Source organism: Cylindrospermopsis raciborskii Cr2010 (genome assembly GCF_003367075.2).
In the GTDB taxonomy this organism is placed as follows: Bacteria; Cyanobacteriota; Cyanobacteriia; order Cyanobacteriales; family Nostocaceae; genus Raphidiopsis; species Raphidiopsis raciborskii.
Genome location: NZ_CP065936.1, coordinates 762,507 through 787,855, shown reverse-complemented (window position 1 = coordinate 787,855; position 25,349 = coordinate 762,507). Strand labels below are relative to the sequence as shown.

Below are 25,349 nucleotides of genomic sequence, written 5' to 3'. Positions count from 1 at the left end.
TCACGAAAAATTCACATTCCGAGTAAACTCCATGACAACGGCAATTTCCCATCCCAATGGTTTAGACCTGAGAACCGATGATTATATAGTTATTGGTTTAGCGACTTGTTTTTATAAGGAAGATGGAGAGGTGCATGAACTTGAAATTATTGAACCAATTCCTTCAGCAGCATTAGAAGCGATAATAAAAGGGATACCTACATCATACAAACTAGCTTATGCAACCACTTTAGGATCCATACTAGATGGAGAAAACCTGTTATTACCCTCTGGATTTCCTGAAACTGCCCAATTTAGCGAAGAGTTTTTGCCAAGAACATTTTCTGCGACGCGCACTTATAAACGACGGGAATCAGCTCAAAGCTTAATTCCCCTTGGCACAACTAAAAGTGATTTTAATTATTCTACGGAGCGTAAACGAGTATTAAACGCTGCTAGAATTGTTACCAAAGAAGACAATATTAAACAACATTCCCACACCCACAAGGTGCTTTAAAGATAAATTACCACTTGAAAAACTTGGAGTAATGATTAGTCAAATATGTTGAAACTATACGGTAGCCTTTTTAGTCGAGCATCAATTATTAAGTGGTATTTAGAGGAGCTAAATGTTCCATACGAGTTTGTGAATCTGGATATGAAAGCAGGAGAGCATCTAAAACCAGATTTCTTAGCAATTAATCCTATTGGAAAAGTGCCAGCAATTGTAGATGGTGAGTTAAAACTTTGGGAATCGGGAGCAATTTTGTTATACTTGGCCCAAAAGTACAGTCAGGTATCCTCATCTTTAGAGACCCAAGCAACCTTTTACCAGTGGGTACTATTTGCTAATTCGACCTTAGCCACAGGTATATTCATAGAAACCAACCGAGAAAAAGAAATGCCGCGTTTATTAGGTCCCTTAAATGATATTTTTTCTCAACAACCATTTCTACTAGGGGATCAGTTTACCGTTGCTGATGTAGCTGTAGGATCTATACTCAGCTATATCCCCATTATGCTGAAGCTGGACTTAAGTAACTACCCAGCAGTCTTAAACTACATGCATAACATCTCCCTTCGTCCAGCATTTCAAAACACCATAGGTGCAAGAAGTAACTAGTTGAAAGAGGAATTCCTCGTTTTAACGGTAGTTAGTGAATTGTAAAGCTACAGGAAAATCCTCTTCTTTTAAGCTTTGGATTACAGCTTGTAAGTCATCCTTGGCTTTGGCTGTAACCCTTACTGCATCCCCTTGAATAGAAGCCTGTACCTTCTTAAAATTGTCACGAATTAGTTTAGATATTTGTTTAGCAATATCCTGATTAATGCCCTTTTTCAGGGTAATTTCTTGACGGACACGATTACCGCTAGCAGACTCAACCTGACCAAAATCAAAGATCTTTTGTGATAGATTACGTTTAGCAGCCTTTTCCCGCAGTATACCATGCACTGACTCCAAAGTCATATTGCTGTCAGTATTAATAGTAACAGTTTTTTCCCCCAACTCCACGGTGGTTTGGGTATCTTTGAGATCATAACGGCTTTTGATGTCTCGTATCACCTGATCAACCGCATTGACCAATTCTTGACGGTCAAAATCGCTGACAATATCGAAAGAAAAACTAGATGCCATAGGAAAAATATAATACCTTTAGTGTTATCTTAAATGAATAATGATGAATACTGAGTAATCATAGTTATTACCCAGTACTCACTGGTAATTAGTCATTCGTATCAGTAGGCGTTTTGGCCCTACTCCACCCCTTGTAAGTGGTTGGGGCCATGATCTCATTTTAATCGAAATAGAACAAGGTTACCACTTTTCTTTGTTCTTCCGCTTCTTTACAAGTTTCCAAGAGAGTACGACTATCATGGAAGGCAAAGCACACCAATTGCTGACAGCGAGAAACAATTTCTCTATTGCACAACTGGCTAGCCTCACTCAGGGAAAGATTATCATTACTAGGATTTTCTACTAGATGCATCACCTGCTCTAGTTGTTGGCGGGATTCAGAGGGTTGGCGTTCCAAACTTTGGGGTAGAATTACCGTCAGTAAATTCGGATCCGCACGGGTCGCACCTCTGATAGCAGCGGAGTTAGTACCTGTAGCACCGGAAGTAATAATGCGATTGCCCGACAAAACCAGGGCATAAGTCATCATTTCAATAAGATTTTGATGAGTAATTGGTACGTGACGGGAACCTAACAGAGCGATTCTTTTGGAACCAGTTTGTTGGATTGTCGCCAGTTCCTGTGCTAAAGTATCTAGGTTAATCAGTTCTGTTGACTGGCTCAAAGATAGAGATTATCGGATTAAACAACCCAACTATTGTACCAAATGGCCTGCAGGTAATCGGCCAAATGAAGTTACAGATTTCTATCTTTTTTCTTAATCTCCTAGTTGTGACAAGAGACGGTTGGTATCGAAGTGTTCGGACATTAGTTTATTTATGCACTCCACTTTAAGAGGTTCATGGAACCGAACATGACCAAAGGCTCGATCAACAATCTCTACTGTGGTCAAGGTGTCAAGATCCACTGATAAAATAGGAATTTCCAGTTCTTCGGCCCGGTGCAGGATGAAAGGTGGAGGAGGTAATTGTCCCGTGAGGATTAGACATTGAGTAGATGTTTCTAAAGCTGCTTGTTGAATTTCTACCCGATCCCCTCCTGTAACCACTGCCTTGTTACGACGTTTGCGGAAATATTTAACTGCGGCATTGACATTCATGGCCCCAATAGCCAGACTTTCGACTAATAAGTCTAAGCGATCTTCACGACATAAAATATCAGCTTTCAACTGTTTGACTAGCTCCCGTACACTAACGCTACGGAGTAAGGCGTTCTTTGGCAGTATGGCTAATACAGGAATTCCCCGTTCTTCCAAAAATGGGCGCAGGAGATCATTGGCAGTGTTCAACTGTTCTGGGGGGACTTCATTGATTATTACACCAAGCAAGCGTGAGCTGATTCCTTCTAATCTAGAACCTATAATTGTTTGGGCTGATAAAATTGTCTCTACTGAGAGGAGAGACTGATAACGGTGGACTAAAATTACACCACCATCTAAGATATTAGCAACTTCTGGTAAGGATAAACCAAATAAATTTCCCTCGTTCAAATTACCTGGCCCTTCCAAGAGCATCAAATCTCCCCGTGGGACTTGTAAATAATGCTCTACCAGTAGTTCCTGGTAATTAGTTTTATCCTCACCCGTTAATCGTTTTTGCACACTAACCTCATTTAAGCCCAACAGAGTCGGTGCAACCAGATTTTCACCCAGTTTCAAGCTTTCGATCATAAATTGCACATCTTCTTCCATCGGATTGATCTTGGGATTGAATGCACTATTACCCAGCGGTTTGCCATAGGCTATACCTAATCCCTTTTGTCTTAGTTGGTAAGATAACCCCAGCAGGGTTGCAGATTTGCCGCTGTAAGCCTCTATTGAGCCAATTAGCAAATACTTAAAATTTTTAACAGATGTTGCCACGCCCTGCGCTCCTAATTTGAACTGTCCGATATTTTTATCGGGTTTGCCTACTCCACAAGTAATCTCGGTAGAGCTTACCGTTTGCTCTGAAATTAAAGCTATAATTTCCAAAAACCATTATTCCGGACACAGGAGTTTACGGTAAAAGGCTTTGGAAAAATCAACAATTCTATTTCTCTTATAATTTTCTATGACTTGAATTAGAAAGTCTACAAATTCAAAGCCAGTCATAGTTACTTCATAGGCAAACTCCCCAGGAGCATGAAAGTGTACACTACAACAAGTTAAATCCGTAGGTAGGGTACTAATATTCCATTTGGCCGTGAAGGGAATATTGTCACTACCTTCTATTTTCCGCTCCCCATCAATACAACCCTTTTGATAGAGGGTGATAGCCCAGGGTAATAAATTACGCTTATTACCCTGAATATATGGCAAGTAAGCATTGATTTCGTGTGTAGCAGCGGGCGATATTTGATCCATAGACAATTGAATAGATTAAGAAATAAACTAAAAAATTATTGTGGTTGATGGCTAACCACTAAAACTTAATGCCTGACCGCGAATCTGTGGGTTTACTTTCCCTTCGGCATAGACAATTTGACCACCTACTATGGTTTGTACGGGCCAACCTGTTAAGTTCCAACCCTCAAATGGACTCCAACCACATTTGCTTAATAAATCTTCCCTTTTTACAGGTTTATAATTATTTAAGTCCACTAAGACCAAATCCGCATCGTAACCAGGAGTAATTTCTCCCTTATTGGGAATTCCATACCCCACAGCTACTGCTTTAGACATCCAATTTGCTACTTGGGAGACAGTACATTTACCATCCATTGCTGCCGTTAACATTAATGGAAGAGAAGTCTCTACACCTGGCATACCAGAAGGTGTGTTAGGGTAAATCTGGGCTTTCTCTTCTAGGGTGTGGGGAGCATGATCTGTAGCAATGAAATCAATTACACCATCTCGCAAAGCCTGCCATAGCACTTGATTATCCTCGGGCGATCGCAAGGGAGGATTCATTTGTGCTAGGGTGCCTATGGTGCTATAAGCCTCAGTATTTAACAACAGGTGTTGTGGCGTGACCTCTGCCGTTACCCAGCTAGGTTTGTACTGACGCAGTAATTCTGCTTCCACTCCTGTAGATAAGTGTAAAATATGTAGACGTCTATGATACTTTTGAGAAAGTTTTAGTGCTAACTGGGTTGCATTTAAAGCGGCCTGGGAGTCTTGAATTTGAGAGTGAATGGCTGGGTCGTGAATATCGGCAAATTGTTGACGACGTTGACGAATTCTGGACTGGTCTTCAGCGTGAACAGCTATTAAGCGACTACCCTGGGAAAATATTCTGTCTAGAATGGCTTCTTCATCAATTAATAGGTCGCCATGCATAGAACCCATAAAAATTTTAATTCCCGGTGTGGGATTAACCGTCAGTAACTCTGTTAAGTTATCTGCTGTTGCTCCAATAAAAAAGCCATAATTAACCAAAGACTTTTGAGATGCCCTATGAAGTTTGTCGTCTAAAGCTGACTGATTAGTAGTTAAAGGTTTTGTATTTGGCATTTCCAAAAAGGAAGTGACACCACCTTTAGCACAAGCACAACTGGCAGTAAATAGGTCTTCCTTGTATTCTAAACCGGGTTCACGGAAATGCACTTGGGGATCAATTACCCCGGGAAGTAAAGTTAATCCTTGAGCATCTATTTCCACAACAGAAGTGTCAGCACATATATTTGAACTTACCTGTACTATTTTGTTGTTTTGGGTTAGCACATCCCCAGTTATAAAATCACCATTGGGTAGCAGCACACGGGCTTGACGAATCAATAAACTAGGATAATTGGACATGTTAGTATTAATATATAAAACTAAAACAAATTTGATTACGGTAATTTAACTTAGTTCATTCTAGCAGAAAATGGGCAGGCAAGTTGAGATTTGTATATACAGCCTCTTATATAGCCTTTTAGCTAGGGCTATACTTAGATTTTATTGTATACAGGGTAAATTTTCTGACTAATGTCTACTTATTAACAACTGGGAATATTATGTCAGAATAGGTTTAGGGCCTGTTCCAGTCAGTTGGTCAACAACCTTTTCCGATTTCTGGTCAATGGTTCCCAATGCCAAACCTAGTAATTTCATGCAAAATCAAGTGTCCGAGCAAAACTCCGGTGAAAAAAAGAATAATTCCTGGATTAAGGAAGTTGTTAGAACGTTAGCGCTGAGCGGTATATTAGCTTTAGGCGTTCGTACCCTAGTGGCTGAAGCGCGGTGGATACCCACAGGATCAATGGAACCCACGCTCCATGGTGTACAAGATCAATGGCAAGCGGATAAGATTATTGTGGATAAGGTGAAATATAAATTTTCTCCTCCTGAACGGGGGGATATTGTTGTATTTTCCCCCACAGATGAACTACAAAAGGAACAATTCCATGATGCCTTCATCAAGCGCATTATTGGTCTACCGGGTGAAAGGGTAGAATTAAAGAATGGCAAAGTCTATATTAACAATAAATCTCTGGCCGAAGAAAAATATTTATTTCCCACCGTGCGCACAGGTATTGATGTGTGTACAACCACTTCGCAGCGTCCCTTCTTATCCCAACCACAAACCATACCACCCAACTCCTATTTAGTTTTAGGTGATAATCGTCCCAGCAGTTATGATGGACGTTGTTGGGGACTTGTGCCAAGAGAAAAAATTATTGGACGTGCCGTAATTCGTTTCTGGCCTTTGAACAAGATTGGTGGCATTGACTCACCTCCCCTATACCCGACCCAAGAATGACCAGTTTCTCACCCTGGCTCGAATGAACGAACTATTAGCCCCCTTACGATCCCTTAGACAAAGTAACTGGTTCAAACTGATTTGTGGTGCCAGTTTCCAACATTTACCATCAGTTAGGAGTTTAACCTTGGCTTACACCCTAGCAGGTGCAGACTGTATAGATGTTGCTGCTGATCCGGCTGTAATTGATGTGGTTAAACAGGCCTTTTCAGTTGCTAAAACCCTTGTAAAAGAAACACAAGCAAAAGGATTTAACTGGCAAGGGAACTTACCCTTATTAATGGTTAGTCTCAACGACGGTGAAGATCCACACTTTAGAAAAGCTAAATTCAATCCCAGAGACTGTCCAGACAATTGTTCCAAACCTTGTGAGAAAATATGTCCTGCTCAGGCTATAGTATTTAATAGTCAAATTAACAATCAAAAAGATAGTTCTTCAGGAATTATTGCAGAAAAATGTTACGGGTGTGGACGTTGTGTCCCCATTTGTCCTTATGGGATAATTGACACAGTCTCTCATTTATCACCTCTAGGAGCAATTCTACCCTTGATCATGTCCACGGGAATAGATGCCATTGAAATTCATACAAAAGTGGGACGTTTGCCAGAGTTTGAGGACTTGTGGTCGAAAATAGCCCCCTGGGCAAATAAATTAAAGTTATTAGCCATCAGTTGCAATGATGGAGAGGGTTTAATTGACTACTTAAAATCAGTTTATAATCTGATAGTACCTCTTCCACAAGTTTTAATTTGGCAGACAGATGGCAGATCTATGAGTGGGGATATAGGGGATGGTACTACCATAGCTGCGATAAAATTAGGACAAAAAGTTTTAGCAGCAAACTTACCGGGACATGTGCAGTTGGCAGGCGGTACTAATAACTATACCGCTTCCAAATTAAAGACCCTGGGGATATTAGGGAATGGAAAATTAGAGAATTCCCCGGGTCAACTTGCGGGTGTTGCTTATGGAAGCTATGCCCGGGTATTGCTGTCACCAGTGATTGACCAGTTAGAAAGTTGGGAGGTAAACACCAGTCTAAGAAAAAGTCAACGGCTAGAGGATGAACCAGAACTGCTCTGGCAAGCAGTAAAACTTGCCAGCTCTCTGGTATCTCAAATCAAGTCACAGTCAGATCTCTAATAGCTCATTTGTTATCTCTAAAAACGTCACCACCATAGAAAGCATGACGATTACAGACCTGCAAAAGTTACTGGAAATTTTACCCCAAGACCTGGAAAAACAGCTGCAAGATCATCCCCAAAGGGATAATTTAGTAGAAGTGGTGTTGGATTTAGGGCGTCTCCCAGAAGCTCGGTTTCCGGGTACTGCTGAGTATTTAAGTCAGTCCCCCGTTACCCAGTCCCAAATAGATGATTGTATTCAACGAGTAGGAAATTTTGGCGGAGATAATCGAGCTGGTATCGAGCAAACTTTACATCGTATCAGTGCCATACGCAACCGCAATGGTAAAATTATTGGCTTAACTTGCCGTGTAGGTCGAGCCATATTTGGTACTATTGGGATGATCCGAGATTTAGTAGAAACGGGTAAATCAATCCTCATGCTAGGTCGTCCAGGGGTTGGTAAAACAACAGCTTTGCGGGAAATTGCCCGTGTATTAGCCGATGATCTGCATAAGAGAGTAATTATTATTGACACTTCCAATGAAATTGCTGGAGATGGTGACATAGCCCATCCAGCCATTGGTCGCGCTCGAAGAATGCAGGTAGCTAGACCGGAATTACAACATCAGGTAATGATTGAGGCTGTGGAAAACCACATGCCAGAGGTGATAATTATAGATGAGATTGGTACGGAGTTGGAGGCTCTAGCATCACGGACAATTGCGGAGAGAGGGGTACAATTAGTGGGTACTGCTCACGGAAATCAAATTGAGAACCTAATTAAAAACCCGACTCTTTCGGATTTGGTGGGTGGTATTCAAGCAGTAACTCTAGGAGATGACGAAGCTAGAAGACGTAGATCCCAAAAAACCGTACTGGAAAGGAAAGCGCCCCCTACCTTTGAAATTGCTGTGGAAATGTTAGAGCGGGAGCGTTGGGTGGTACACGAAAGCGTGGCTGATACGGTTGATGCTTTATTAAGAGGACGCCAACCCAATCCTCAAACGCGAACGGTGGACGAACAGGGGAAAGTTTCCATTGCTCGACCATTAACACTGGTGAATGGTTATGGAAGTGGTTTAGCAAGTGAAGAAGAGTCTTTACCCATCAAACAGGTAAATGGTTGGCGTGCTTCTGGTCATATGGTAGCTTTACCCCCTTTGTCTCCGGAGAGAGAACGGGGAACATCCAGTGAGTTTGACCGGTTGTTGGATGAGTCTTTTCACCAGGGTGACAGTTTTAACCTAGGCAAAATTAGATCAGCAGGTCCAAATGGGGAAGATTTACCTTTGCATGTTTATCCTTATGGAGTGAGTCGTCATCAGTTGGAACATGTAATTGAGGTGTTGAAGTTACCTGTTGCTTTAACAAAGGATATTGATGGAGCGGATGCAATTTTAGCTTTGCGCTCCCATGTTAAAAATCAGGTAAAACTCAGGCAATTAGCTAAGTCTCGTCATTTACCCATACATGTGATTAAATCCAGTGCTATTCCCCAAATTAGTCGTGGGTTGAGAAGATTATTGAATATGGATGATCTGGATTTGGGAGAGGATTGTGAATTACAACTACTATTGCATGAGGGTAGTGATGATGAAATTGACGCTTTAGAGGAGGCGAGATTAGCAGTTGAACAAATTGTCATTCCTAAAGGTCAACCAGTAGAGTTGTTACCTCGTTCTGCCCATGTGCGTAAGATGCAGCATGAGTTAGTGGAGCATTATCGATTGAAGTCCCATAGTTTTGGGGAAGAACCAAATAGGAGGTTGAGGATTTATCCAGCTTAGGGGGGACCAGGGGAGAGGGGACACTAACCCTCTAACATCAGATAATTTGAAAGAGTTCAAGATTGGGAGTAGCACCCAAAGCCTTTTTTATACTTAGTTACTTAGCGATCGCCCTAACTACGAATTACGATAATCACCCATGGGTGGTAACCCGGGACGGCGATCGAAAATCACTTGTCAGTGTTTAACCAAGTGGGTTGAATTTGGGTTAGACTGTCCTGACTACCCTGGGACAAAACACGAGGAATCACTTCCTGGTAAATAGGATTAGGTCATTCTGCCCAGGGGAATGCGCTTTACCAAGCCTAAATCTAGCGAGAAACGGCGATCATCCTCTGGGGTATCTGGTAAGTCCAATCCAGCTAACATGGGTTGAATAATGGCTTTAACTCGCTCTTCCCGTAAGCGCTCTGCCAAACTATCTAGTTAATGACTTCAGTAGTAATCGGTTGGGTAATTCTAATGATATTGAGTTAAATCATTTTGAAAAAATAACTCCATGCGATCGCCCCGGAATCGAGTTACCCCATATTCAATTACATTACCACCTTGATCCACATTCACAGACTCAGCCAACAGAATAGGTTGATTATCGGAGAGTTGCAACAAAATGGCATCTTGCGGTTGCACTAACCGAGCAGAAACAGCTGTACTGCGTCGAATATGGTCACATCCATACACCTGATACAAAAACCTTGATATGGATTTCTCTGTCTCTAAAATCTGAAGATGGCTGGGTTCAAAAAAGTCTGGGAACCTTTTTAATGGAAAATATCCACTACATACACTAATGGGTTGGTCATTAGCAAAACCTAAACGTTCAACGAGGGCTACTCTCTCCCCAAAACCAATTTCTAACCCTTTGGATATTGCTATATCTGCTGATATCTCTAAAATACGTAATAACTCAAACTGAGCTTGCCAACCCTGGGCTTTAAGAGTTTGAGTGTAACGCACTCTCTTACCAATAGGATAACGAATTGTCCTAGCAGCTACAAAGGTTCCTCTCCCCCTCTCTACTCTTATCCATCCTTCATTTTTTAATAAACCAATGGCTTGTCTAATAGTATGCCGATTTACTCTAAACTGTTGTGCTAAGTTTGTTTCGGTAGGTAGTTGTTCCCCTGCACTAAAAACCCCTTGTAAAATCTTTTCCCGCAGTTGATGGGCAATCTGATTGTAAATGGGAATAATTTCTCTCATATTTTATATCTATCCTATTGCTATTTACTCAAAAATCTGTTAATTTATCTTTTGTCTAGATGTCTAGATAGGTTAAAAATAGTTTAAAACACAATCTTGTCATGAATGTCAAACATACTTACTCAAATACCGGGGTTTTCTGATCCTGTCCATGATGCCCAGCAAACATTTCGCGCTTTGCTATGTGCTGATGCACAACCAGGAAAACCTGAAAAAATCCATGTCCAGATTAAAGTCCCTCAGGGGTTAACGCCAGCTTGCGGTGCAGCTTGTCTGACTCTGTTGGATTTAGATGTCAAACTGTGGATACAACCCACATTCTCTTCCTCAGTGAGAAATTGGTTGTTGTTTCACACTGGGTGTCAACTAACACCAGACCCACAGCAAGCGGACTTTGCCTTAATTCAAGACTTGGCATCTATGGCGGAATTATCTGTTTTTAACCCAGGAACAGCGGAAAAACCGGAAGATTCCACAACCTTGCTGATACAGATAGCAAGTTTTAATGGCGGAAAATCTATCACCTTAACAGGTCCAGGAAATTTATCACCTAAAACCATAGCACCTAGCATTACTAGCACTTTTTGGGAATTCTGGGAACAGAATTATCCGCTTTATCCTCTGGGAATAGATGTTTTTCTATTTACAGAAGATTCCGTAATGGGACTACCCAGAACTGCAAAACACTCATGAAACTGAAAATTCGCCTAACTGATTCTCAGGATTGGTCAATATTAAATCAGTTATATGCTGATATGGATCAAAAAGCTCCCCTAGCTGACCATCGAGTGCAAGAGATTTTCACAGAAATTAGTCAGATCCCCAATTACCATATCTACCTTGCGGAATTAGACTATGAACCAGTGGGGACATTTAGTCTTCTGTATGTACCGACAATGATGCATCCTGGTTATCATAGATTTGCCATATTGGATGCAGTCACAGTTATCTCCTCTCTTAGAGGTCAGGGGATTGGCACAGAAATGGTTAGATTTGCCCTGGAGCAGAGTGCAGCAGCAGGTTGTTATAAGGTTACTTTATCTTCCAACTTAAAGCGTGATAATGCTCATAGGTTTTATCAGTCATTAGGATTTGAACAACATGGTTGGAGCTTTAACTGTGTAGTTCAACCAGATATTAAACAACATAGATAGCTCTACTCTCTGCTATTGTATCTGTTTACGTATTGGGAAAACAAGTTGTCCACTATCCTCTCAAAAAACCATGAAATTTACCATTGACGAAATTTGTCATTTATTCGACCACAAAGGGTCAAAAATGTACGGAGCAGAAGCAGTTACCCAGTTAGAACATGCACTCCAAACTGCTAATTTAGCTCTGCAAGCTGGTGAGACTAGGGAGTTAATTACCGCCTGTTTGCTTCACGATTTAGGACATTTAATTCATAATTTAGGAGATGATCCTGCTGCACAAGGTGTAGATGATAAACACGAATATCGGGCTATTCCCTTTCTTGGTCAAATTTTTAGTCTAGAGGTAACAGAACCCATTAGATTACATGTTGTGGCTAAACGTTATCTTTGTGCGGTTGATTCCCAATATTGGCAAGGTCTTTCCCCTGCTTCCCAACGCAGTTTACAACTGCAAGGAGGCATTTTTTCTCCTCAAGAAGCAGAAGAGTTTATTCGCCAACCTTTGGCTCAAGATGCAGTAAAACTAAGAATTTATGATGATCAGGCTAAGGTTCCTCACCTTTCTACACCAGAGTTGAGCTATTTTGTGGAATTAATATCCCGGTGATAATTGTTGGCAAAATAAGAGGGAATATCTAAGTATGTTTACTATTCCGGAAAGACAAGGTTGGATGTCAACCCTAGCTAGGGCTGAATTACAACAATTAGAAGATTTAATAGAATCTCTGGTCAGCAACTTCCATGAACTACCTAATTATACTTTCTTGCGCAATCCAGAAATTGGTTTGGTGATGGTTCAAGCACGTGCTGGGGCCACAGGTGAAGCTTTTAACCTGGGAGATATGACCATGACTCGTTGCGTGGTTCAGTTAGAAGATATGGTGGATGGTTTGCCCATCAGTGGATTTGGTTATATTGGGGGGCGTTCCCAACGTCATGCGGAATTGGCAGCTTTGTGTGATGCTTTGCTGCAAACCACTCTATGGCATGATCAGGTTCAAACCACTGTGATTTTACCCATCCAACAATCATTAGCTAAACAACAAGACAGGAAACAACGACAAACTGCTGCTACTAAAGTCAACTTTTTTACTATGGTTAGGGGAGAGGGATAAGCAAAACTAAAGTAAGAGTAATCCAATTAAACCAATCGAAACTGGAGGAAAAATATGCCATACGTTGCGGTTAAAGGTGGCGAGCAGGCGATTGAAAATGCGGAAAAATTACTGCACAGCAGACGGCGGGGTGACATAAATGTTACTGAAATTAGGAGTGAGCAAATTGAACAACAGTTGACTTTGGCTGTGGAGCGGGTAATGTGTGAAGGTAGTTTATATGACCGGGAATTGGCTGCACTGGCTATCAAACAATCTTGGGGCGACCTAGTGGAGGCAATTTTTTTAGTTAGGGCCTATCGGACTACCCTACCTCGTTTCTACTACACCCAACCCTTAAACACTGGCGTAATGCAAATTGAAAGACGAATTTCTTCTATCTTTAAGGATATTCCCGGAGGACAAAATTTAGGACCCACTTTTGATTACATCCATCGGCTATTAGATTTTAAACTTTTGGCAGAAAATCAAGTTCCTCCACCATCAGAAACTAGTGTTAGTCAAGAGTCTTTTCCCCTAGTTATGGAGACTTTGGACAAAGAGGGATTAATTCAGTCCGAACCAAGAGCAACCCAACCACAAGTACCTTTTGATTTAACTCGTCAACCTTTGAATTTTCCAGCGAACAGGGATGCAAGACTACAAAATCTAGCACGAGCGGATGAGGGGTTTTTACTTTCCCTAGCATACTCTACTCAGCGCGGTTACGGTAAGAATCATCCCTTCGCAGGGGAAATTCGGATGGGAGAGGTGGAGGTAATTATATTTCCGGAGGAATTGGGTTTTGAAATTTCTGTTACTGACATTACTATTACGGAAGTGCAGATGGTGAATCAATTTAAGGGAAGTAAACACGTACCTCCCCAATTTACCCGTGGTTATGGACTTACCTTTGGATACAATGAACGTAAAGCTATGTCTATGGCTTTGGTAGACAGAGCAATGCGGGCCAGTGAATTGGGGGAGTCCGTAGATAGTCCAGCTCAAAACATTGAGTTTGTTCTTTCCCATTCTGATAATGTGGAAGCCCAAGGGTTTGTCCAGCATCTAAAATTACCCCACTACATCGATTTTCAGGCGGAATTGAATCTAATTCGTCAAATGCGACAAAAATCACAGGATTTATCCCCATAATGTCAGTATCAACTAAACACCCACATTTTAATTCAGGTTTTAACTTTGCCTACCTTGATGAACAAACTAAACGTTCCATTCGTCGGGCTCTGCTCAAAGCAGTAGCTATTCCAGGACATCAAATCCCTTTCTCTTCTAGAGAAATGCCTATGTCTTACGGATGGGGAACTGGGGGAATTCAAGTTACAGCGGCGATTATTGGTCAAAATGATGTTCTAAAGGTGATTGACCAGGGAGCAGATGACACCACTAATGCTGTAAATATTCGCCGCTTTTTCCGCAAGGTTTGTGCTGTGGAAACTACGGAGGAAACTGGACGAGCTACTTTAATTCAAACTCGTCATCGTATCCCGGAAACCCCCCTACGCGAAGGACAGATTCTGGTTTATCAAGTTCCTATTCCTGAACCTTTACGCTGGTTGGAACCTTCTACTGTGGAAAGTCGTAAGATGCACGCTTTGCAAGAGTATGGACCAATCTATATAAAGCTTTATGAGGATATTACTAGATATGGTTATATTGCTACTGGATATGATTATCCTGTAATCGTGGAAGACCGCTATCTAATGAGTCCTAGCCCCATACCACGCTTTGATAATCCTAAAATGCATCTTAATCCCGCACTTCAATTATTTGGAGCAGGTCGAGAGAAGCGCATTTATGCTGTGCCTCCTTACTCTAGGGTAAAAAGTCTTGATTTTGAGGATTACCCTTTCGGGGTGGAGCGTTGGAACCATGCTTGTGAGTTATGTGGTTCTACGGAAAGTTTTCTGGATGAGGTACTTGTTGATGATCGTGGAGGCAGAATGTGGATCTGTTCGGATACGGATTACTGTCAGCAGCAACGGAGGAAAAAATAATCGGGTATGCAATCCATACAACCTATATTACAGGTAGACCATCTTAGTAAATCCTTCGGGGTGATTCCTGCTTGTGATGGTGTTTCTTTTGATCTTTATCCGGGACAGGTTCTGGGCATTGTGGGAGAGTCGGGCTCTGGTAAATCTACTTTGCTCAGGGCGATCGCTCGTTATATTACGGTGGATGAGGGTAGTATAATTTATAAAAATCGTCAGGAGCGGTATTTAAAAATTCGGGAACTGGGGGAATATGAGCGCCGATGGTTAATGCGTACTGAGTGGGGTTTTGTTCAGCAAAATCCTAGGGATGGTTTGCGTATGCAGGTAAGTGCTGGAGCTAATATTGGTGAAAGACTGTTGGATATTGGCATGCGTAATTATGGTCAAATTCGTCAGGAAGCGATTCGCTGGTTACAAGAAGTGGAGATTGATCCAGATCGTTTGGATGATCTACCCACCACTTTTTCAGGTGGTATGCAGCAAAGATTACAATTGGCTAGGGTGTTAGTAACTAGACCACGGTTGATTCTTATGGATGAGCCAACTGGTGGACTGGATGTTTCGGTCCAAGCTCGATTGCTAGATCTGCTGCGATCGCTCGTTAGGAATTTTAATCTGAGTGTAATTTTAGTGACTCATGACATTGGGGTAGTCAGACTACTAGCTCATCGGTTGCTAGTAATGCAACAAGGAAAAGTAGTGGAGTCAGGATTAACAGATCAAGTGTTAGATGACCCTCAACATCCCTACACCCAACTATTAGTGAGTGCTGCTCTTACACCATGAGTATTTACACCCCATCAATGAATTATCGATCTCCGGAAACCATTTTACAAGTTGCCAATTTGAGCAAAAGCTTTATCCTTCACCAACAGGGAGGGGTTAGTTTACCAGTAATCAAGGGAGTTTCCTTTCAATTAAATCAGGGTGAATCCCTAGTCCTATCTGGTGCATCTGGTTCTGGTAAATCCACTTTAATCAGATGTATATATGGTAATTACAGACCTAACAATGGAGAGGTTTGGGTTAAACACGAAGGGAGTTGGATTGATCTATGTCAACTTGCTCCCCATGAACTTTTAGCAGTGAGGCAAAAAACCATTGGATATGTCAGTCAGTTTTTGCGGGTTATTCCCCGAGTCCCCGCCATAGAAGTAGCTGCGGAACTGTTATTAGATTTAGGGGAGGAACGAAGGGTAGCTTTAGCAAAGGTAAAAGAATTATTTCATCGTCTTCATTTACCTGAACGCTTATGGCAATTATCCCCCACCACATTTTCTGGAGGAGAAAAGCAGAGAGTAAATATAGCTAGAGCACTGGTAGTGAACTTTCCTATTTTGCTTTTAGATGAACCAACTTCAGCCTTAGATACTCACAATTGCCAAATAGTTATGGAACTGTTAGAAGAGCGCAAGATTAAAGGATGCGCCCTAATTGGCATTTTCCATAACATGGATCAAGGTCAAAACCTCAACACAAACACAGCCAAAAAACTTTTTGATAGGGAGTTATTTGTCCATGAATGAGCAGATTTATACCAACTATCGGTTATTACTTCCTGATGAAGAGATTTTAGGTACTCTTATAGTACGCAATGGCAAGATTGCTGATATTCAACCGGGGATAACAAATAAAGGAGAGAACGGAGAAGGAAAATATCTCATACCGGGGTTGATTGAACTACATACAGACAATTTAGAAAGATGTATGTCTCCTCGTCCAGGAATTCGCTGGCCTTTAGAAGCAGCAGCTATCTATCATGACCGGGACTTAGCCAGTGCAGGAGTAACCACAGTTTGTGATGCCATTGCCATTGGTGATGTTAATCCTAAATCACCGCGTTTAAAGAATTATGATCAGATGATCAATGTCCTTTGCCAAGGGAAAGCAGATAAGAGATTTTTAGTAGACCATTATATTCACTTACGCTGTGAATTAGCCTATCCAGAAGTTTATCAAATTACCGAGGAATATGTTCACAACTCCTTGCTGTTGATGATATCCCTTATGGATCATACACCGGGACAGCGACAGTTTATCAAACTAGAAAAATTCAAAGAATACTACATGGGTAAACATGGAGTAACAGCACAAGAAATGGAAGAGTTTATCACAACAAGACAAGAAAGACACAAGTTATATAGCAAGAAGAACCGTGATTTTCTAGTTGAGTTAGCCAGGGGAAGGAAAATTGCCCTAGCTAGTCATGACGATGCTACAGTAGAACATGTGCAAGAAGCGGTAGAAGATGGAGTAGTTTTAGCGGAGTTTCCTACTACTGTAGAAGCTGCAAGTAAAGCTCACAGTTTAGGATTAAAGGTTTTAATGGGTGCCCCTAACCTGGTTTTGGGTGGTTCTCATTCTGGAAATGTGTCGGCCATGGATTTGGTCTTATTAGACCTGGTGGATGTAATTTCTTCAGATTATGTACCTCAAAGTTTATTACAAGCCATGTTTATCATTGCCAAAAAGACTGGTAAACCACTATATCAGTCTATGGAACTATTTACCAGTAATCCTGCACAAGCAATTGATTTATTTCATGATCGAGGTAGTTTAGAAGTTGGCAAACGAGCTGATTTTATTACTGTTTGTGATGATGGCATTGTTCCACGATTAATATCAACTATTTGTGCAGGTTGTCGTATTAGTTAATCATAATTAAGTAGGGACAGACAATTACTTGTAGGATGGGTTACCCATCTGGGCGTTGAGTTTCATACTTCAACCCAACCTACTCTCATCTTATATTTAACTCCACCCACCCACTTAGCGCTCAATTAAGAAAGTTATCAATATCGATAATAGTACCCCAGCTTTCTAAATCTGGTGCAATCCTAATAATTCTCCTAAGTACTTGATCATCTATCCAAATAAATAGTGGAAAGGCAAATTTTTTGCTGAATTCCTCTCTAATTTGGTTTGATACTTGTAAAATCGAGTCCAGATTTTTAACAGCATCTAAACCAAAAACCATCACAGCATAGGGTTGTATATTCACCATTGTAGCTGATATGTTGTCATAAAGACTCATAGCTGATGGGGATAGATTGATCTCCTCAATTTTTGTACAATAACTACTACGCAATTTTACTGCTATTTTTTGGTGCAATCTAACACAATTACAGTGCAAAAAGATGAGAGAAAACTGACCTTGGGAAAAGTTAATAGCCCTCAATATACTCCTAATTGCATCATGGTTATCATTAGCAACATTCTCCAAATTATTCATGATACTAATCCTTATAATCATAATCCCTAGGAAATTCGGTGGATTCTAATAAGATTGGATTGATATCAAACCAAGAACCTTGGTCATCTCGATATTCAAAAACAAACAAACTGCGCAGCAAAATATTATACTGTTCTTCCCCTCTGTATGTTTTTGTTTTCCATACTTTTCGCAATAGTTCCCATTCATCAGATGTAATAGCTAAACTTAATAGATTACACTGTTCTTTAATGGTGTTTTCTAAACATAGACGAGAAATTGGTACATCCTGTGATTGTAAACAACGAAACAACAACTTCAAAAGACTACGTAAGTGACCACCACTAACCTGACAAAGACGATCAAAGGTTCTAGGACTATCAAAAATCTTAGTGGTCAAGGCCAATTTCTCTGGACTTTGTTGCCAATTCACACTGGGAAAAGCTCTGACCATAATCATTTGTTGTAGAAGAGTCATAGCTGCTGAGTAGTATTCACCATTTCTTTGTTTAACAGATATCATTGGCAACACTTTAGGATCTACTCCAAAGCGATTAATTAATCTACCCAAAGCATTGGAAAATATCAGCACTAAAGGAATAGTGTACACAATGTGACAGCTTAAAGCTTTTAACTGTTCACCTCTTTCAACAAACAGATATTCTGGTTGATATTGACCATTAGCTTTAGGACTATTATCTATCCTGTCTAAATTATCAATAATTACTACTAAACCTGACTTACCCTGCTTTTTTAACTCCTCTTGAGCAGGGACTAGTAATTCTCTGTTGATGGATTGTAAAATACTAGCGGTGCGAGGTTCTAAATACTGTCTGAGCTGATCACGTAGTTTGGGACTTTCCTTGGTTTTAGCAGTGATTTTCGCTATACCAACAGATAATTCCGCCTCAAAATCAATATCCAAGGGTGTTTGTAAGAACTCAATCACATCCTTAAATAGATTCTGAAAAAATCCAGATTTGACGTTAATTTGTGTAACTTCTAAACTGTGACTTACTTCTTTAGCTATTGCTAATAAAATGTCAGTAACGTCAACATCTCCTAAATCCAAACTCTGACTAGATTCAAAATATACTACATGAAAAAATTCAGTTTCCAGTTCTGATTTTAGACGCATTAACTCAGTAGACTTACCCACCCCGATATGTCCGGTAAACAGTTGACAGGTTGGTGAATCTGGGGAAAGTCGTGTAATAGTCCGTTTTAGTTCGTTAATTATTTCCAGTCCACGAACTGGAGAGAAGTCAATATACCGTTGTTTATCTTCAGGATTATTACTATTTAGCGTTTTATTGGGGTTGCAAGCTTGGTAAAGTGATTTTGTTATATCCAATGGTAGCTAATAATTTACTTACTGATATTCGTACATTGTTCGACCCACAATGTTTGTTGACTTAAACAGTATAGTTAAGGTAAGATTTGCTTGTCAACAGCAATTGCCAAAAAGGCGGACAAAGTTTGGGAGGTAAAGATTGTGAGAGTAAAACGGGGTTTATTCAATCCCACCCTAATAGCAATTATCAGTTTTTGTATATTAGTTAGTGTGCCAAAGCCCGCCTACGCCATGCACATTATGGAAGGTTTCCTACCAGTAGGGTGGGCAGTTTTTTGGTGGGTGGTAGCATTACCCTTTTTTATTCTTGGGTTACGCAGTCTAACTCGCACTACTCAGGCCAACCCCCAGCTGAAACTACTACTGGGTTTAGCTGGTGCTTTCGCTTTTGTGCTGTCAGCATTAAAAATCCCCTCAGTTACGGGTAGCTCCTCCCATCCTACTGGTACTGGATTGGGTGCAGTACTATTTGGTCCTTTAACAATGTCAGTCCTGGGTAGCTTGGTACTATTATTTCAATCCTTGCTGCTAGCACATGGTGGATTAACTACTTTGGGGGCCAATGCTTTTTCCATGGCCATAGCTGGACCTTTTGCTGCATATTGGATATACAATTTGACAATTAAAATTAGTGGTAAAGAGAAAATTGCCATCTTCTTGTCAGCTGCGATCGCAGATTTATTGACCTATGTAATTACCTCTATACAACTTGCGCTGGCTTTTCCCGCACCAGTTGGTGGCTTTATGGCCTCATTTATCAAGTTTACTGGAATTTTTGCCATTACTCAAGTTCCTTTAGCAATTAGCGAAGGATTGCTAACCCTACTAGTGTGGAATTGGCTACAATCTTATAATCCTCAAGAGTTGGAACTTTTACAATTAATCAAGGGAGGAAACGGTAATGAATCAGTCTCAGAAAAGGTTAATTAACTGGCTTTTGGTAGTAGGGGTAGTAATTTTAGCTGTGACACCATTAATGTTGATTCGTGATAGTGAATTTGGAGGGGCTGATAAGCAAGCAGAAAAGCTAATTACTGAAATACAACCCAAATATAAACCTTGGTTTAAATCATTGTTTGAACCCCCTAGTGGAGAAATAGAAAGTTTATTATTTGCTTTACAAGCAGCTTTGGGCGCTGGAGTAGTTGGTTATGCAATTGGGTTATATAAGGGACGTTCCCAACCGCAAAAACCCGAAGAATAAGCCAGCAAAACAATTTCCGATGATCCACCAAATAGATACTTTATCTTATACTAATAGACTACGAAAATTATCACCATGGCATAAACTTATTTTTGCGTTTACCACCCTTGCTATTTCTCTAGCTAGTGATCCACGAGTACAAATTTTAACTGTGATCTGGATGAGTATTTGGACAGTGATTTATGCCAAAATTCCAGCCAAAGTTTATTTACAGTTATTGATGTTCACCATAGTTTTTGGCTTGATGAGTTTACCAGCACTCATAGTTAATGGTGTGAGCATTTTCGATATAGAAAGCGTCAAATTAGACTCATGGTATGGAATAACCCTAGGGAATTTTTATGTTTATATCAGTCATAATGGAACAATACAGGCATAGAATATTTTAACTCGATCCTTATCTTCTGCTTCTTGTGTGTACTTTATGATACTGACTATTCCTTTTACAGAAATACTAGGAATTTTGCGCTATTTAGGGGTTCCCATACTGATAACGGACTTATTATTGCTGATGTATAGATTTATTTTCATTTTATTGAGCACAGCCAATGAATTATGGACAGCACAAACTTCTCGTGGTGGTTATCGCACTGCTGGTGTGGGAATGAAAAGTTTAGCAATACTCATAGGACAACTGCTACAGCGTAGCTTACAACAATATAATCAGTTTTCTCTGGGACTGGAAGCAAGAGGTTTTGTGAGTGAATTTCGGGTTTGGCGTCAATATCGGTATAGTTTGGAACTGCGATATATAATTGAGTCAATAGTTGGTTGTGTAGTGTTAATAGGATTAAATTTTTGGTAAAATGCGGGAATATCTACTAGAGTTTAAGGAAGTATATTACAGTTATATGGAATCTCAACAATTGGCTTTAAATAGTCTAACATTGAGAATTCCATCAGGTAAGAAGTGTGCCTTAATTGGTCAGAATGGTTGTGGAAAAACAACACTCTTATTACTAGCTAATGGGTTATATAAACCCAATCGTGGGGTTGTCAGTTGGTGTGGTGAACCATTAACTTACAACCGAAATTATCTGGGTAGATTAAGACAGAAAGTTGGATTGGTTTTTCAAAATCCAGAACAACAACTAGTAGCTGCTACTGTTGAAGAAGATATATCTTATGGTTTATGTAATTTGGGTTTACCAGTGGTAGAAATTCAACAGCGGGTAGAGGAAGTATTGATAGAATTTGAGCTAACTACTTTGGCACAAACACCCACTCATCATCTGAGTTTAGGGCAAAAAAAGCGGGTTTCCATAGCAGATGTCATGGTACTAAGACCCGAATTATTATTGTTGGATGAACCTACCGCATATCTGGATATTAAACAGACTCGTAATTTGATAGCAATGCTGAATAAAATCCATCAACATGGAACTACATTAGTGATGGCAACTCATGATTTAGATTTAGTTTACAGGTGGGCGGATTGGGTTTTTGTGATGGATAGAGGAAAATTAATGCTGGAAGGAAGTCCTCATGATGTATTTGGTCAGCGGAGATTATTAGAAGAGTTGGAGTTGGGTTTGCCATTAGTATGTGAAATGTTATTTTCTAATAAATCAGGTTCTCAAGAAACACATAACCCCTTGTTGTAGTGCGATCGCCAATCTGATAGGTTAGGTTTAGGAACGAACAAAATCTGTTCATAAAAAAACCATTTTCCCTGCGGATAGGTATGTTTATCGGTTGGGTTTAATAACCCAACAACCCTACGGGATATAAATGCGATTGGGAAGCATTCCCTAGGGGCGATTGCGCAGCACTCCCTTTGGGAGATCGCATTTAATAATTCCCCACAACTTCATTAATATCACCTGTCTGCTTGATTATTATCCCTTATTTTTCAACAACTCTCTTGTATCTGTTCCTAATGAATGGGATGACAAAATGTTAGATAAGTTCCGCCTACATTTACATAGCCAATTTACTTGGCATGATTAGGTAAACTATTAGGGTCAACTCCTTGCGATCGCAAGTAAGCTATTAACCTTTCTTTTTCCTGACGTTCCTGTTCTGCTCGTTGGCGTTCCTGCTCTGCTCGTTGGCGTTCCTGTTCAATCAGTTCTAAAGCCCAAGGTAACAAATTACCTGTTTTATCCCACCATCGCAACCAATAGCCAGTACGTCCTTCTTTTGTACCTTGCCAAGTTCCTAAAAATAGTCCCATTGACTTAATCCAATGACGACCATTTTCGTCTGGTTGCTTTAATTCATAACGTTCATCTTCCAGTTGATAATATTCTAATAATCCTCCATCTGGATCAAAAATGATATAAATAGGAACTTGCAAAATCTGTTCATAAAAAAACCATTTTCCTGGCGGATAGGTACGTTTAAATGAGTATTCTCCGCCTTCTTTATCTGACAAAAATTCCATAACCAAAGCCGGTATATCCCCTTCTAAATGGGGTGTATAGCTTTTGCGTCCTGGCAATATTTCTTTAACTGAAGGTATATATAGCCAATCTGGTGCTTTAGCGATAAATTGAGCATTTAATGTGGCACATAAAGCAAAATTAGCAGCAATTAACATCTGTGGTTGAATAAAACCACTGATTTCTAAACTTTCACATAAAGCACCTGCTAAAAGTGGTTGTCCTATATTGTCCACTGGTTCATCCTCTAGTTGAAAATCATCGGGTAACGCTTCCCATGAGATAACCAGTCCCGTCTGTGATTTACTTTCACTGAGTAGGGTTGCCATAAAAGTTACCTTTGCTCGATTTATTTTTATTCTATCAAAGCTTGTGGGAATGGAAAATTTATCTGTATTTTGTTCCCAGTGTAGGAAACCCTATTAAGTCAAAAAGGCGCAACACTTGAGGATGAACCCATCCCTGATGTTACTCTATGAAAAAAGCCCCCCACCAGGTGAGGAGCTTTTCATTTACCAGTATTGGTTATTAACCGTTGATTGCGGGAGCAGTCAATGCTATAGGTGCTACTTCACCAGCAGCTAGGTCTAAGGGGAAGTTGTGCGCATTGCGCTCATGCATTACTTCCATACCTAGGTTAGCGCGGTTGATTACATCCGCCCATGTACCAATTACGCGTCCTTGAGAATCAATGATGGATTGGTTGAAGTTGAATCCATTCAGGTTGAATGCCATGGTGCTTACACCCAGTGCTGTAAACCAGATTCCTACTACTGGCCATGCTGCCAAGAAGAAGTGTAGTGAACGGCTGTTGTTGAATGAAGCATATTGGAATATCAAGCGTCCGAAGTAACCGTGTGCTGCTACGATGTTGTAGGTTTCTTCCTCTTGTCCGAACTTGTAACCATAGTTCTGAGACTCGGTTTCAGTTGTTTCTCTTACTAGGGAAGATGTTACCAAGGAACCGTGCATAGCGCTGAACAAGCTACCACCGAATACACCTGCTACTCCTAGCATGTGGAAGGGGTGCATGAGGATGTTATGCTCTGCTTGGAACACAATCATGAAGTTGAAGGTTCCAGAGATACCCAAGGGCATACCATCAGAAAAAGAACCTTGTCCGATGGGGTAGATTAAGAATACTGAGGTGATTGTGGATGGTAAGGAGCGTCCAGTTCAGCGTCCTCAAAACCGAGAACGCCAAAATGAAGTCTCCCACTGATATAAAAAATAACATATTTTGTACTATTGATAATCTAATGCTTCTGAAAGTAATATAATTTTGGATATTTGATCTCAAAGTAAGTGAGTGGAATTAAGTATAGGATGAACGTAGGTTAGGTTGAAGCATGAAACCCAACGCCCGCATAGGTTACGCTTATTCAGGATTTTATTAATGTTTTTGATAATGATAAATAGATATAAATGTTAATTAAACCCCAAATTCAAACTCCAGAAAAATTACCGTTTTTAAAAAAATTATCTTGGCAAAGAGAAGATATAAAAAATCTTACTCCTTTAGAAATGCTAAGAATATATGAGCGAGGGTGGCATTACCGGGGAGTTTTAGCAAACTTGAGCCATACAGAAGCCTTATTTGTGGAACAATTAGCTCAATATTATCATTCATGGTTAGGAGCGAAAATGTTTGAGAGGGAATTTCATCAAAAAATTTTAAATGTTCTTCAACAATTAAACACTAATTTTTTATTAGAGTGTGGTGCATATTTTGGCGGTGGAACTCTGGTTAGTTTAAATCATGGACAATATAGATTAAGCAAGGATATAGATTTTCTCTGTTCCACTGGTGCTGGCTACCGATTACTACGACAAAAAATAGCTAAAAATCAATATAATGCCCTTTTTAAAAATCAAAATAATCTCAACTTACCCGGGGAAATTAAAGCCGATCAGTATGGAATAAGATTTGCCATTATTGTTGATGAAACCCTGATTAAATTTGAAATAATTATGGAAGGACATATTGAACTAGGAGAAGCAGACTATCCTAGTTGGTCACCTGTACCATGCCTAAATCAAATTGACAGTTTTGCAGAAAAACTTTTGGCTAATTCTGACAGATGGAATGATTCTTCAGTAGAGTCGAGAGATTTAATTGATTTGGCTATTCAAAGGCTCAGTTTCCCTATTCCTCAAGCAGCTATTGAGAAGGCTCAATCAGCTTATCCTGTAATTGAACCTTTAAAAAAAGCGATACTCTTTTTCCAAAATCACCCCAATTATCGAGACAAATGTTTTACAGCTTTGGGAATTTCTGAACCCAGTAAAATTATTGATGGTATTGATTTAATGGCGGTTGATTTCAATTTAAAAAACACACCTAGAACGTTTAGCGAGTCTAAAGAAGACTAGAAATGACAATTAATCCCCCTTACCTTTCGGTTTCTTGTAATGTCTAACCTTAGACATGGCAGGTTCCCTAGTTTTAACCATTTTCGTAATTTCTGTACTACTCATCATTAGATCAGCTATAATGGTATGACAAAGTGTAAAACAAGCAAGAGGTTTAATAAAT

General features: G+C 40.1%; 27 protein-coding genes and 3 pseudogenes. 19 read left to right on the top strand and 11 right to left on the bottom strand.

Features of this window, described 5'->3' with window-relative positions:
* Positions 1-31 precede the first annotated feature (31 nt).
* Positions 32-496 carry a hypothetical protein gene (locus C6N34_RS03620; protein WP_006277234.1) on the top strand — a complete coding sequence of 155 codons (465 nt, stop codon included), beginning with the start codon at positions 32-34 and terminating at the stop codon, positions 494-496.
* A gap of 45 nt (positions 497-541) precedes the next feature.
* Complete coding sequence (locus tag C6N34_RS03615; RefSeq protein ID WP_006277233.1) at positions 542-1,102, top strand: glutathione S-transferase family protein; 561 nt, start codon at positions 542-544, stop codon at positions 1,100-1,102.
* A gap of 21 nt (positions 1,103-1,123) precedes the next feature.
* On the opposite strand, the gene C6N34_RS03610 is transcribed toward C6N34_RS03615, so the two are convergent.
* From C6N34_RS03610 to C6N34_RS03590, 5 genes are all read right to left on the bottom strand, one after another.
* On the bottom strand, positions 1,124-1,615 hold the full coding sequence (locus C6N34_RS03610; RefSeq protein WP_006277231.1) for a YajQ family cyclic di-GMP-binding protein: 492 nt from the start codon (positions 1,613-1,615) through the stop codon (positions 1,124-1,126).
* A 160-nt stretch (positions 1,616-1,775) separates the two neighbouring features.
* Positions 1,776-2,279, bottom strand: coding sequence for a hypothetical protein (locus C6N34_RS03605; protein WP_006277230.1), 504 nt, complete (start codon positions 2,277-2,279; stop codon positions 1,776-1,778).
* A gap of 93 nt (positions 2,280-2,372) precedes the next feature.
* Positions 2,373-3,476, bottom strand: a complete 1,104-nt coding sequence (locus C6N34_RS03600) for a phosphotransacetylase family protein (RefSeq protein WP_115538140.1) — start codon at positions 3,474-3,476, stop codon at positions 2,373-2,375.
* 117 nt (positions 3,477-3,593) lie between these two features.
* Positions 3,594-3,959 (bottom strand): type IV pilus biogenesis protein EbsA, encoded by a 366-nt coding sequence (ebsA, locus tag C6N34_RS03595; protein ID WP_082604685.1) that lies wholly within the window; start codon positions 3,957-3,959, stop codon positions 3,594-3,596.
* A 51-nt stretch (positions 3,960-4,010) separates the two neighbouring features.
* Positions 4,011-5,333 carry a dihydroorotase gene (locus C6N34_RS03590; RefSeq protein WP_115538138.1) on the bottom strand — a complete coding sequence of 441 codons (1,323 nt, stop codon included), beginning with the start codon at positions 5,331-5,333 and terminating at the stop codon, positions 4,011-4,013.
* Between the two features lie 295 nt (positions 5,334-5,628).
* On the opposite strand from C6N34_RS03590, the gene lepB reads away from it, so the two are divergent.
* Genes lepB through C6N34_RS03575 form a run of 3 tightly spaced genes read left to right on the top strand, consistent with a single transcriptional unit; the run spans position 5,629 to position 9,194 of the window.
* Positions 5,629-6,279: a signal peptidase I gene (gene lepB, locus C6N34_RS03585; protein WP_040008994.1), complete on the top strand. Its 651-nt coding sequence runs from the start codon at positions 5,629-5,631 to the stop codon at positions 6,277-6,279.
* A 22-nt stretch (positions 6,280-6,301) separates the two neighbouring features.
* Positions 6,302-7,423: a circadian clock protein LdpA gene (gene ldpA, locus C6N34_RS03580; RefSeq protein ID WP_115538139.1), complete on the top strand. Its 1,122-nt coding sequence runs from the start codon at positions 6,302-6,304 to the stop codon at positions 7,421-7,423.
* Between the two features lie 43 nt (positions 7,424-7,466).
* Positions 7,467-9,194: a R3H domain-containing nucleic acid-binding protein gene (locus C6N34_RS03575; protein WP_006277224.1), complete on the top strand. Its 1,728-nt coding sequence runs from the start codon at positions 7,467-7,469 to the stop codon at positions 9,192-9,194.
* A 176-nt stretch (positions 9,195-9,370) separates the two neighbouring features.
* Here the strand turns inward: C6N34_RS03575 and C6N34_RS03570 are convergent.
* Positions 9,371-9,620 (bottom strand): annotated as a pseudogene (locus C6N34_RS03570) (ATP-binding protein); the annotation flags it as partial.
* Positions 9,621-9,653: 33 nt separating this feature from the next.
* The gene (gene phnF / locus C6N34_RS03565) at positions 9,654-10,397 is read right to left on the bottom strand and encodes a phosphonate metabolism transcriptional regulator PhnF (protein ID WP_115538631.1); all 744 of its coding nucleotides are present in this window, start codon (positions 10,395-10,397) and stop codon (positions 9,654-9,656) included.
* A 105-nt stretch (positions 10,398-10,502) separates the two neighbouring features.
* Between phnF and phnH the strand changes: the two genes are divergently transcribed.
* From phnH to phnM, 9 genes are all read left to right on the top strand, one after another.
* The gene (gene phnH, locus C6N34_RS03560) at positions 10,503-11,090 is read left to right on the top strand and encodes a phosphonate C-P lyase system protein PhnH (RefSeq protein WP_115538632.1); all 588 of its coding nucleotides are present in this window, start codon (positions 10,503-10,505) and stop codon (positions 11,088-11,090) included.
* Positions 11,087-11,551 (top strand): GNAT family N-acetyltransferase, encoded by a 465-nt coding sequence (locus tag C6N34_RS03555; RefSeq protein ID WP_211941910.1) that lies wholly within the window; start codon positions 11,087-11,089, stop codon positions 11,549-11,551. Before phnH ends, C6N34_RS03555 begins: the two co-directional genes overlap by 4 nt.
* Before the next feature lie 70 nt (positions 11,552-11,621).
* The gene (locus tag C6N34_RS03550) at positions 11,622-12,158 is read left to right on the top strand and encodes a phosphonate degradation HD-domain oxygenase (RefSeq protein WP_181883998.1); all 537 of its coding nucleotides are present in this window, start codon (positions 11,622-11,624) and stop codon (positions 12,156-12,158) included.
* Between the two features lie 34 nt (positions 12,159-12,192).
* Positions 12,193-12,666: a phosphonate C-P lyase system protein PhnG gene (gene phnG, locus C6N34_RS03545; protein WP_115538217.1), complete on the top strand. Its 474-nt coding sequence runs from the start codon at positions 12,193-12,195 to the stop codon at positions 12,664-12,666.
* Between the two features lie 54 nt (positions 12,667-12,720).
* Complete coding sequence (locus C6N34_RS03540) at positions 12,721-13,800, top strand: carbon-phosphorus lyase complex subunit PhnI (protein WP_115538218.1); 1,080 nt, start codon at positions 12,721-12,723, stop codon at positions 13,798-13,800.
* Positions 13,800-14,660: an alpha-D-ribose 1-methylphosphonate 5-phosphate C-P-lyase PhnJ gene (locus C6N34_RS03535; protein ID WP_115538219.1), complete on the top strand. Its 861-nt coding sequence runs from the start codon at positions 13,800-13,802 to the stop codon at positions 14,658-14,660. Before C6N34_RS03540 ends, C6N34_RS03535 begins: the two co-directional genes overlap by 1 nt.
* A 6-nt stretch (positions 14,661-14,666) precedes the next feature.
* Positions 14,667-15,446: a phosphonate C-P lyase system protein PhnK gene (phnK, locus tag C6N34_RS03530; RefSeq protein ID WP_057178726.1), complete on the top strand. Its 780-nt coding sequence runs from the start codon at positions 14,667-14,669 to the stop codon at positions 15,444-15,446.
* On the top strand, positions 15,443-16,186 hold the full coding sequence (gene phnL / locus C6N34_RS03525) for a phosphonate C-P lyase system protein PhnL (RefSeq protein WP_115538220.1): 744 nt from the start codon (positions 15,443-15,445) through the stop codon (positions 16,184-16,186). Before phnK ends, phnL begins: the two co-directional genes overlap by 4 nt.
* On the top strand, positions 16,179-17,315 hold the full coding sequence (gene phnM / locus C6N34_RS03520) for a phosphonate metabolism protein PhnM (RefSeq protein WP_006277720.1): 1,137 nt from the start codon (positions 16,179-16,181) through the stop codon (positions 17,313-17,315). Before phnL ends, phnM begins: the two co-directional genes overlap by 8 nt.
* Positions 17,316-17,436: 121 nt before the next feature.
* Here phnM and C6N34_RS03515 read toward each other — a convergent pair whose 3' ends face one another.
* Both C6N34_RS03515 and C6N34_RS03510 read right to left on the bottom strand, forming a co-directional pair.
* The gene (locus C6N34_RS03515; RefSeq protein WP_057178728.1) at positions 17,437-17,892 is read right to left on the bottom strand and encodes a hypothetical protein; all 456 of its coding nucleotides are present in this window, start codon (positions 17,890-17,892) and stop codon (positions 17,437-17,439) included.
* Between the two features lie 4 nt (positions 17,893-17,896).
* Entirely contained in the window at positions 17,897-19,225 is a 1,329-nt protein-coding gene (locus tag C6N34_RS03510) for an ATP-binding protein (RefSeq protein WP_115538221.1), read from the bottom strand.
* Positions 19,226-19,315: 90 nt separating this feature from the next.
* On the opposite strand from C6N34_RS03510, the gene C6N34_RS03505 reads away from it, so the two are divergent.
* From C6N34_RS03505 to C6N34_RS03490, 4 genes and pseudogenes are all read left to right on the top strand, one after another.
* A complete protein-coding gene (locus tag C6N34_RS03505; protein WP_236107379.1) occupies positions 19,316-20,155 on the top strand; it encodes an energy-coupling factor ABC transporter permease in 840 nt (279 codons plus the stop codon).
* A complete protein-coding gene (locus tag C6N34_RS03500; protein WP_006277725.1) occupies positions 20,127-20,429 on the top strand; it encodes an energy-coupling factor ABC transporter substrate-binding protein in 303 nt (100 codons plus the stop codon). Before C6N34_RS03505 ends, C6N34_RS03500 begins: the two co-directional genes overlap by 29 nt.
* 19 nt (positions 20,430-20,448) lie before the next feature.
* Positions 20,449-21,234 (top strand): annotated as a pseudogene (gene cbiQ, locus C6N34_RS03495) (cobalt ECF transporter T component CbiQ).
* Between the two features lies 1 nt (position 21,235).
* Positions 21,236-22,033, top strand: a complete 798-nt coding sequence (locus C6N34_RS03490; protein WP_115538222.1) for an energy-coupling factor ABC transporter ATP-binding protein — start codon at positions 21,236-21,238, stop codon at positions 22,031-22,033.
* Between the two features lie 329 nt (positions 22,034-22,362).
* Here the strand turns inward: C6N34_RS03490 and C6N34_RS03485 are convergent, their stop codons facing one another.
* Positions 22,363-23,142: a Uma2 family endonuclease gene (locus C6N34_RS03485; RefSeq protein ID WP_236107377.1), complete on the bottom strand. Its 780-nt coding sequence runs from the start codon at positions 23,140-23,142 to the stop codon at positions 22,363-22,365.
* Between the two features lie 199 nt (positions 23,143-23,341).
* A pseudogene (locus tag C6N34_RS03480) lies at positions 23,342-23,971 on the bottom strand (photosystem II q(b) protein); the annotation flags it as partial.
* A 267-nt stretch (positions 23,972-24,238) separates the two neighbouring features.
* Between C6N34_RS03480 and C6N34_RS03475 the strand changes: the two are divergent.
* Positions 24,239-25,186, top strand: a complete 948-nt coding sequence (locus C6N34_RS03475; RefSeq protein WP_115538803.1) for a nucleotidyl transferase AbiEii/AbiGii toxin family protein — start codon at positions 24,239-24,241, stop codon at positions 25,184-25,186.
* The last annotated feature ends 163 nt before the right edge of the window (positions 25,187-25,349 follow it).